The sequence below is a fragment of the Methylobacterium ajmalii genome (genome assembly GCF_016613415.1).
Lineage (GTDB): Bacteria > Pseudomonadota > Alphaproteobacteria > Rhizobiales > Beijerinckiaceae > Methylobacterium > Methylobacterium ajmalii.
Genome location: NZ_JACWCT010000005.1, coordinates 46,519 through 54,695, shown reverse-complemented (window position 1 = coordinate 54,695; position 8,177 = coordinate 46,519). Strand labels below are relative to the sequence as shown.

The following is an 8,177-nucleotide window of genomic DNA, read 5'->3' as shown; positions in this document are numbered from 1 at the left end:
AGGTAGGGCCGCAGCGCAGGCTCGGCCGCGGCCGGGGCGAGCGCCGCGGCAGAGAGCACAAGCGCCGCGGAGAGGAGGCGCACCCCCGCGAGGAGCGCCCGCCCCGTCCTCACGCCGCGGCGCCGAGGATCGCGGCCGCGACCGCCTCGGGGCATTCCTCGTGGGCGGCGAGCGCGCCAGGGATCGCGACGCTGCGCACGAGGCCGGCCTCGGCGAGCGCCGTCATCTCGGCGCCCGAGCGGCGCGGCGCGCCCCTGGGGTGGAGCATCGTCACCGGCGGCAGGCCGGGGCCGAACAGGGCGTGGAACTCGGCGCGGGTCCGCACCGGATCGAGGCCGCCGGTGACGAAGGCGGCGGTGCCGAAGCGGGCGCGGGGCTGGTGCGTCACCCGCCGCTTCTCGGCCAGCAGCGCCGGGGTGACCCGGGCCCGATCGGCATAGACGTGGGCCTGCATCATCCGCGACACGATCGGGGTGCTGACGTTGATCCGGTAGAGCAGGTTGCCGACGAACGGCGCCTCGACGGCGCGGCGCAGGCGCCCGAAGAGCGGCCGGCGCTCCTCGCCCATCGCGGTCGGCAGCGGGCCGCGCCAGGTCGGCGCCACCAGGACCAGCCGGGAAAAGGCGCCCGGATGCCGGGCGGCCGCGGCGAGAAGGTAGCCGGCGGCGTGGCCGGCCGCGATCCCGAGCGCGTAGGGGCCGGGCGCTTGCCATGCGCCGCCATGCGGCGCCAGGAGCGCGTCGAGGAAGGCGTGCAGCGTGTCGGGCGCGAGCGGCACCCGGGCACGCGGTTGCGCGCCGAAGCCGGGCCAGTCCGGCACCAGGCAAGCGTGGCGGGTGGACAGCCGCGTCGCCAGGGGCCGCATCTCCTCGCGGGTCGAGATCGAGGACAGGGCCGGCAGCAGCAGGGCCGGCGGTCCCTCGCCGATCCGGTCCACCGGCAGGGTCAGGGCGCGCCCGGCCAGGGTGAAGGAGAGGGTCTGCGTCTCGATGCCGGCCATCACGGACTCCCTCAGAACGGCTTCACCACCACCAGGATCACGATCAGGATCAGCAGGAGCGTCGGCACCTCGTTGAGCACCCGGTAGAATTTGGGGCTGCGGGCGTTCCGGTCGGCGGCGAAGTCCTTGACCATCCGCGACAGCCAGCCGTGGATGCCGCTCATCGCCAGCACCAGGGCGAGCTTGGCGTGCATCCAGCCCTGGGTATAGGCCTCGCTCATCACCATGAGGGCGATGCCGAAGATCCAGGTGGCGATCATGCCCGGCAGCATGATCGCCTTGGCGAGGCGCCGCTCCATCACCTTGAAGGTCTCGGCCGTCGCCGAGCCTGCCGGCAGCGCGGCGTGATAGACGAACAGCCGCGGCAGGTAGAGCATCGCCGCCATCCAGGCGATGAGCGAGACGATGTGGGCGGCCTTGATCCAGAGATACACGGTGGGGTGGTTCCTCGCGGGGGGATGTTCGATCGCTTTGTTGATTCCATCCTGCCCTCGACCTCATCCTGAGGTGTCAGCCGATCGAAGATCGACTGACCTCGAAGGAGGGCTCTGGAGCGCCCCACGATCGCGCTGCGATCGCGAAGCTCTCTAAGTCTTTGATTTTGCCGAATTTTCTTTCGACGAACCGGTATCCACTTCGTCGGAATGTGCTCCAGAAGTCTCCGAGCGAACTGGAGACCTCCTTCGAGGCTCCCTTCGGTCGCACCTCGGGATGAGGTTGCGGATGAGAAGGGGCAGGAGCGTGCGTGGTGCGACGTCCCGTCACCGCCGCAACCGCGCCAGCATCCGCTCGACATGGGGGATCGGCGTCTGCGGGGTGATGCCGTGGCCGAGGTTGAAGATGTGGGGCGTGCCGGCGGTGGCCTCCAGGATGGCGTCCACGGCGGCGTCGAGCGCCGCGCCGCCGGCGATCAGGGTCTCGGGGTGGAGATTGCCCTGCGTGACGACGCGGGCCGGCAGGCGGGCCCGCAGAGCCTTCAGATCCACCGCCCAATCGACCCCGACCGCGTCGGCGCCGGTCTCGTCCGCCACCCGGGCGTGGCCGTCGAGCCCCGAGCCGCGGGCGAAGACGATGATCCTGGCGCCCGGCACCCGGGCGCGGATGCCGGACACGATCCGGGCGATCGGCTGGAAGCTCCAGCGCGACAGCGCGTCGCCGGCCTCGCCCGCCGGCACGTCCGGCAGGCTGCCGGCATGGCTCTCGAAGATCTGCACCGCGTCGGCGCCGGCCTCGAACTGGCGCACGAGGTACTCGGTCGAGACCGCGACCAGCCGGTCGATCAGGGCGTCGAGGAGGGCGGGGTCGCGGGCGGCGAGGGCGCGGGCGGGCGCCAGGTCCGGCGTGCCGCGCCCGCCGATCATGTAGCTCGCCACCGTCCAGGGCGCGCCGCAGAACCCGAGCAGCGTCGTCTCGGACGGCAGCTCCGCCCGCAGGCGGCCGACGGTCTCGAAGACGGGCGCCAGGTGGCGCATGATCCGCGGGTCGCCCGCCTCGATCAGCGCGTCGAACTCGGTCCGGCCGGCCATCGGGTCGAGGCGGGGGCCTTCCCCCTCCACGAAGCGCACGTCCTGGCCGAGCGCGTGGGGCACCACCAGGATGTCGGAGAACAGGATCGACGCCTCGAAGCCGAAGCGGCGGATCGGCTGCAGCGTGACCTCGGTGGCGAAGTCGGGGTTGTAGCAGAGGTCGAGGAAGGAGCCGGCCTCGGCCCGCACCGCCCGGTATTCCGGCAGGTAGCGCCCGGCCTGGCGCATCATCCAGGCCGGCGGGGGCGACAGCGCCTCGCCGTTCAGCACCCGCAGGATCGGCCGCTCGGCGGCTTCCTTCCCGGCTCCCGCGGTCCCGCTCATTCTCCGTCCCCCCGAAAACCGTCTGCCGCCACGCCGGCGGCCGGTTTCCCTATGCCGAGAACCGCACTCCGGCGCCAGCCCGACGCGTCGTCGCGACCCCGGGCGATGCCCATCCCCACCCAGGCCTCTGAAAAGAAAAGAGAGATTCTAGGAATCTGTTTTTTCTATTGGGGGCAGGCATCGCGGGGCTCCAGCCCCGTCCACAGCCCGTCCCCACCGCCGGTGCGTTAAGAGGCCTTTAACAGATTTGCTCCATTGTCGAAGGATCGCGAGAGTCACGAGGGGTTTGACCCCCGTCGGACCCGGATCGTCGGGTCCACGTCCCGGATTCTCCCACGGGCGGTCCGCCACGAGTGTTAACGCCCGGCCTGTTGAGGCGCGAGGCCGTTAACCCACAGGCCTCCTGCCTGGACCTCGCTTCGTCGGCGCTTTATCCACACTCATCGACTCCGCGTGGCCGATCGGTGGACGACGCACCGAGCCTCGGAGTCTTGGTGTCTGCCGCGCCCGCGGCGAGCCCGGGGAGCCCGCGTGGTCCGCAGCTACTTCCACCTCCACCTCGTGTCGGATTCCACCGGCGAGACCCTGATCAATGTCGGCCGCGCGGCCGCCGCGCAGTACGAGGGGGTTTCGGCGATCGAGCACGTCTACCCCCTGGTGCGCTCGGGCACCCAGCTCGAGCGGGTGATCAACGAGATCGAGCAGGCCCCCGGTATCGTGCTCTACACCCTGGTCGGGCGCGAGCTCACCGAGCGGCTGGAGGAGGCCTGCCGGGCCACCGGCTCGCCGCTGCTCTCGGTGCTGGAGCCGGTGCACCAGCTGCTGCAATCCTATCTCGGCACCCACTCGACGGCGCGGCCGGGCGCGCAGCACATGCTGAACGCGGAGTACTTCAAGCGCATCGACGCGATGAACTTCACGCTCGCCCACGACGACGGCAACCTGCCGCACGACCTCAACGAGGCGGACGTGATCCTGCTCGGGGTCAGCCGCACCTCGAAGACGCCGACGGCGATCTACCTCGCCAACCGGGGCTTGAAGACCACCAACATCCCGCTCATCCCGGGCGTGCCGCCGCCGGCGATCCTCGAGACCCTGCGCCAGCCGCTCATCGTCGGGCTGATCGCCTCGCCGGAGCGGATCGTCCAGATCCGCCAGAACCGCCTGCTCAGCCTCAAGGCCGACGATTCCTCCTCCTACGTCGACCGCGACGCGGTGGCGAACGAGATCGCCTCCTCGCGCCGGCTCTTCGCCCGCAACCGCTGGCCGGTGATCGACGTCACCCGGCGCTCGATCGAGGAGACCGCCGCGGCGATCGTCGACTACTACCGCGAGCACCGGCTCAAGTTCATCGCCGACTGATCCGATGCCGCACGCTTCCTCGCTCTGGCGCGGGCCCGCGCCGCTCCTCCTCGCCTCGACCAGCCCGACCCGGCGCGCGCTGCTCGAATCCGCCGGGTTGACCGTGGAGACCCGGGCCCCGGGCGTCGACGAGCGCGCCGTCGAGGCGCAGGCCGCCGGTCTCTCGCCCGAAAACCTCGCCGAGCGCCTGGCCGCCGCCAAGGCGGAGGCGGTCGCGGGCCCGTCGCCCGGCCGGGTGGTGGTCGGCGCCGACCAGGTGCTCGACCTCGACGGCACGGTCTTCCACAAGCCCGCCGACCGGGCGGGCGCCGCCGCCCATCTCGCGCGGCTGCAGGGGCGCACCCACGCGCTCCACTCCGCCGTGGCGCTCGCGGTCGACGGCGCGGTGGCCGAGGTCTTCGTCGTCACCGCGCGGCTCGCGATGCGGCCGCTCGACGAGGCGGGGATCGCCGCCTACCTCGACGCCGCCGGGCCTTCGGTGACCGGCAGCGTCGGCGCCTATCAGCTCGAGGGCGTCGGCATCCACCTGTTCGACCGCATCGAGGGCGACCACTCGACCATCCTGGGCCTGCCGCTGCTGCCGCTGCTCGCGCGGTTGCGGGGGCGGGGATTGCTGGCGTTCTGAGGACACATGTCGGAGGCAGGGCAGTAGCGTGACGCCTGTTCCCTTCATCCTACCCGCGACCTCATCCTGAGGTGTCAGTCCATCAATGATGGACTGACACCTCAGGATGAGGTTGAGGATTGGACCAATTCAGAAAAGCACTCGAACCGCCTGAGACTGATGTCGCGATGACGACCCCGCACCCCAGAGCCTTCGTGGTCGGCCACCCGATCGCCCATTCCCGCTCGCCGCTGATCCACGGCCACTGGCTCGCCGAGCACGGCCTGCCCGGCACCTACGAGCGCGTCGATGTCCATCCCGACGCCTTTCCAGAGTTCGTCCGGTCCCTGCACGCGGCGGGCTTCGTCGGCGGCAACGTCACGATCCCGCACAAGGAGGCGGCCTTCCGCCTCGCCGAGGAACTGACGCCCCGGGCCGGGCGGATCGGCGCCGTCAACACCCTGTGGTTCGAGGACGGGCGCCTCCACGGCGACAACACCGACGCGCCGGGCTTCCTCGCCCATCTCGATGCCAGCCTGGGTGCCGGCTGGCCGGAGGCGACGGGCGTCGCGAACGGGCGCGTCGCCCTGGTGCTCGGCGCCGGCGGGGCGGCCCGGGCCATCCTGGTCGGGCTCCTCGAACGCGGCCTCGACCGGCTGATCGTCGCCAATCGCAGCGCCGAGCGGGCCGAGGGCCTGACCGCCCTCGATCCGGCCCGGATCACGGCCTTGTCCTGGGATGCGGTACCGTCGCTGCTCCCGGAGACCGGGCTCCTCATCAACACCACGGCGCTCGGCATGGCCGGGCAGGATCCGCTCGTCCTCGACCTCGCGCCGCTGCCGGCACAGGCCGCGGTGTCCGACATCGTCTACGTGCCGCTGGAGACCCCGCTGCTCGCCGCCGCCCGGGCCCGCGGGCTGCCGGCGGTCGACGGGCTCGGCATGCTGCTGCACCAGGCGGTGCCGGGCTTTCGCCACTGGTTCGGCGCGGCGCCTTGCGTGACTCCCGCCCTGCGCGCCCGCATCGTCGCCGATCTGGAGAGCCACGGATGAGCCGGCCCTTCGTCCTCGGCCTCACCGGCTCGATCGGGATGGGCAAGAGCGCCACCGCGGCGATGTTCCGCGCGCGCGGCGTGCCGGTCCACGACGCCGATGCCTGCGTGCACGCCCTCTACGGACCGGGCGGGGCCGCCGCCGTCGCGATCGGCGACGCGTTCCCCGGGACACTCGGCGCCGACGGGGCGGTCGATCGCGCGGCGTTGCGCGACGCCGTGCTGGGCGATGCCCAGCGCCTGCGCCACCTCGAATCCCTGGTCCACCCCCTGGTGGGCGCGGCCCGGGACGTGTTTCTCGCCGCGCACGCGGCGGCGCCCCTCGTGGTGCTCGACGTGCCGCTCCTGTTCGAGACCGGCGGCGAGCGCCATTGCGACGCCGTCGCGGTGGTCACCGCCCCGGCCGAGGTGCAGCGCGCCCGGGTGCTGGCCCGCCCCGGCATGACCGAGGCGGCCTTCGCGCAGATCCTCGCCAAGCAGATGCCCGACGCCGAGAAGCGCCGGCGCGCCGACCACCTGATCGAGACCGACCGCGGCTTCCCCCACGCCGAGGCGCAGGTGGACGCGGTGATCGCCGCCGCGGCGGCGCGGCGGGCCGGTTAACGCTTCCTCGCTACACCGGTCGAAACCAGCTCACAGGGGAACCGCACGATGCTGCGCGAGATCGTCCTCGACACCGAGACCACCGGCACCGAGGCCAAGACCGACCGGCTGATCGAGATCGGCTGCATCGAGCTCCTCAACCACATCCCGTCGGGGCGCGAGTTCCATCGCTACATCAACCCGCAGCGGGCGGTGTCGGAGGGCGCGTTCCGGGTCCACGGCCTCTCGGACGCGTTCCTCTCCGACAAGCCGCTCTTCGCGCAGATCCTGCCCGACTTCCTGGAGTTCTGCGGCGACGCGACGCTCGTGATCCACAACGCCGCCTTCGACGTCGGCTTCCTCAACGCCGAATACGCTCGGCTGGGCGACAAGGCGCCGCCGCCGATCGAGCTGGCGAGCGTCGTCGACACCCTGGCGCTCGCCCGCCGCAAGCATCCGGGTGCGGCCAACAACCTCGATGCGCTGTGCTCGCGCTACGGCATCGACAATTCCCGCCGCACCAAGCACGGCGCGCTCCTCGATTCGCAGATCCTCGCCGAGGTCTATATCGAGTTGCTCGGCGGCAAGCAGACGACGCTCGGGCTGACGGTGGAGGGCAATGCCGGCCCGGCCGGCCCGTCCCTGCGCGCCGCCCCCGTCGAGCACGGCCCGCGCCCGACCCGCAGCCGCCTCACCGAGGCCGAGCTGGCCGCGCACACCGCCTTCGCGGCGGGGTTGGGTGAGAAGGCGATCTGGCGGGAGTACCTGGGGGAGGTGGATTGAATTCCGAAATCGGGAAGGGCGATCCGCGCGCTGAGGGCGCGGCACCCGTCCCGGCGCGTGATCGATCCTACTCGGTGGCTTCGCGTCCGGCCCCATCCTGCGCCTTTGCCGTCCTCAGTTCGTGCTCAAGGGCTTGGATCTTCTCGGTTAACGCGCGAATCTCGTCCTGCTGCGCCGTCACACGTTGCCGAACTTCGGTCAGCAGTATGAAATCTTCCGTCGGCTCGCTGAGGTTGGTGACATTGTTGGATCCGAATTTTCTGACATTATACGATTTGAAATGATCGGAGATGAAGCCGGCCGGACTGGCCTCCTCCGGCAAACATTTTTGGAAGATCCCGACGTAGTCGTTCCAGTCGTCGCTCATCCGACCAGCCGTGAAACTCTCGATGAGCGTGCACTGAAAGCCGTTGACCGTCGCCCATTCTGCGAGAGCGAGGCCAGCTTCAGGGTAGAAGCGCCAGCAGTCGATTGGGTATGAATGATATTTGCCATTCGACGGGGCACTAACGTATATATAACCGCCATTTTTCGTAATTCTGACTAATTCTAAAAATGTTTTCCAGAAAAACTTGTCGTGCTCCATCTGCGAACTCGACAAAGTGATGTCGGAAAAGCTGTCTCTTATTGGTAGAGACTTCAGAGGATCGATCATCAGATCGACGCCTTTTCCGTGTTCAACATCCATTCCGATGTAAGTATCTATTTTTTCAACATGATCACGCAATGTTCCATTTACATCCATACTACCAATTTCAACAATTATGCATGGATGATTTTTGACATATGTTCGAATGAACGCTCCGCCGATCTCGTAGGCTGTATCGTGCATCGAAAAATCGTCCCACAGCTAAAAAATCAATTTCGAATCCGAATTTAGCAGATCCGGAGCAGGAGGACAAAGCCAGTGTGGAACCAGGCATTCGGCGAATGCGCTCGATCCCC

9 protein-coding genes are annotated in these 8,177 nt (G+C 69.5%); 5 read left to right on the top strand and 4 right to left on the bottom strand.

The annotated features are described in order from the left end of the window. Nucleotides 1–109: 109 nt before the first annotated feature. The 3 genes from HPY23_RS01200 to hemE form a co-directional block, all read right to left on the bottom strand. Complete coding sequence (locus HPY23_RS01200) at nucleotides 110–1,000, bottom strand: alpha/beta fold hydrolase (protein WP_175539865.1); 891 nt, start codon at nucleotides 998–1,000, stop codon at nucleotides 110–112. 11 nt (nucleotides 1,001–1,011) lie between these two features. After that, a complete protein-coding gene (hemJ, locus tag HPY23_RS01195; protein WP_091882841.1) occupies nucleotides 1,012–1,434 on the bottom strand; it encodes a protoporphyrinogen oxidase HemJ in 423 nt (140 codons plus the stop codon). Nucleotides 1,435–1,761: 327 nt separating this feature from the next. Beyond that, a complete protein-coding gene (gene hemE, locus HPY23_RS01190; RefSeq protein ID WP_091882838.1) occupies nucleotides 1,762–2,850 on the bottom strand; it encodes a uroporphyrinogen decarboxylase in 1,089 nt (362 codons plus the stop codon). 531 nt (nucleotides 2,851–3,381) lie between these two features. Here hemE and HPY23_RS01185 point away from each other — a divergent pair. From HPY23_RS01185 to dnaQ, 5 genes are all read left to right on the top strand, one after another. Next, the gene (locus HPY23_RS01185; RefSeq protein ID WP_060845278.1) at nucleotides 3,382–4,212 is read left to right on the top strand and encodes a pyruvate, water dikinase regulatory protein; all 831 of its coding nucleotides are present in this window, start codon (nucleotides 3,382–3,384) and stop codon (nucleotides 4,210–4,212) included. Between the two features lie 4 nt (nucleotides 4,213–4,216). Then, nucleotides 4,217–4,837 (top strand): Maf family protein, encoded by a 621-nt coding sequence (locus HPY23_RS01180; RefSeq protein WP_091882835.1) that lies wholly within the window; start codon nucleotides 4,217–4,219, stop codon nucleotides 4,835–4,837. Between the two features lie 167 nt (nucleotides 4,838–5,004). After that, nucleotides 5,005–5,868, top strand: coding sequence for a shikimate dehydrogenase (locus HPY23_RS01175; RefSeq protein ID WP_091882831.1), 864 nt, complete (start codon nucleotides 5,005–5,007; stop codon nucleotides 5,866–5,868). Beyond that, nucleotides 5,865–6,470 (top strand): dephospho-CoA kinase, encoded by a 606-nt coding sequence (gene coaE / locus HPY23_RS01170; RefSeq protein ID WP_091882828.1) that lies wholly within the window; start codon nucleotides 5,865–5,867, stop codon nucleotides 6,468–6,470. Before HPY23_RS01175 ends, coaE begins: the two co-directional genes overlap by 4 nt. A gap of 48 nt (nucleotides 6,471–6,518) precedes the next feature. Next, on the top strand, nucleotides 6,519–7,232 hold the full coding sequence (gene dnaQ, locus HPY23_RS01165; RefSeq protein WP_091882825.1) for a DNA polymerase III subunit epsilon: 714 nt from the start codon (nucleotides 6,519–6,521) through the stop codon (nucleotides 7,230–7,232). A gap of 67 nt (nucleotides 7,233–7,299) precedes the next feature. Here the strand turns inward: dnaQ and HPY23_RS01160 are convergent, their stop codons facing one another. Then, nucleotides 7,300–8,064 (bottom strand): SlyX family protein, encoded by a 765-nt coding sequence (locus HPY23_RS01160; RefSeq protein ID WP_139234884.1) that lies wholly within the window; start codon nucleotides 8,062–8,064, stop codon nucleotides 7,300–7,302. Nucleotides 8,065–8,177: the final 113 nt, after the last annotated feature.

Coding starts and splice junctions, on each gene's coding strand:
- hemE (WP_091882838.1), bottom strand. CDS start 2,850: ATGAGCGGGACCGCGGGAGCCGGGAAGGAAGCCGCCGAGCGGCCGATC.
- dnaQ (WP_091882825.1), top strand. CDS start 6,519: ATGCTGCGCGAGATCGTCCTCGACACCGAGACCACCGGCACCGAGGCC.
- HPY23_RS01200 (WP_175539865.1), bottom strand. CDS start 1,000: ATGGCCGGCATCGAGACGCAGACCCTCTCCTTCACCCTGGCCGGGCGC.
- coaE (WP_091882828.1), top strand. CDS start 5,865: ATGAGCCGGCCCTTCGTCCTCGGCCTCACCGGCTCGATCGGGATGGGC.
- HPY23_RS01175 (WP_091882831.1), top strand. CDS start 5,005: ATGACGACCCCGCACCCCAGAGCCTTCGTGGTCGGCCACCCGATCGCC.
- HPY23_RS01180 (WP_091882835.1), top strand. CDS start 4,217: ATGCCGCACGCTTCCTCGCTCTGGCGCGGGCCCGCGCCGCTCCTCCTC.
- HPY23_RS01160 (WP_139234884.1), bottom strand. CDS start 8,064: ATGCACGATACAGCCTACGAGATCGGCGGAGCGTTCATTCGAACATAT.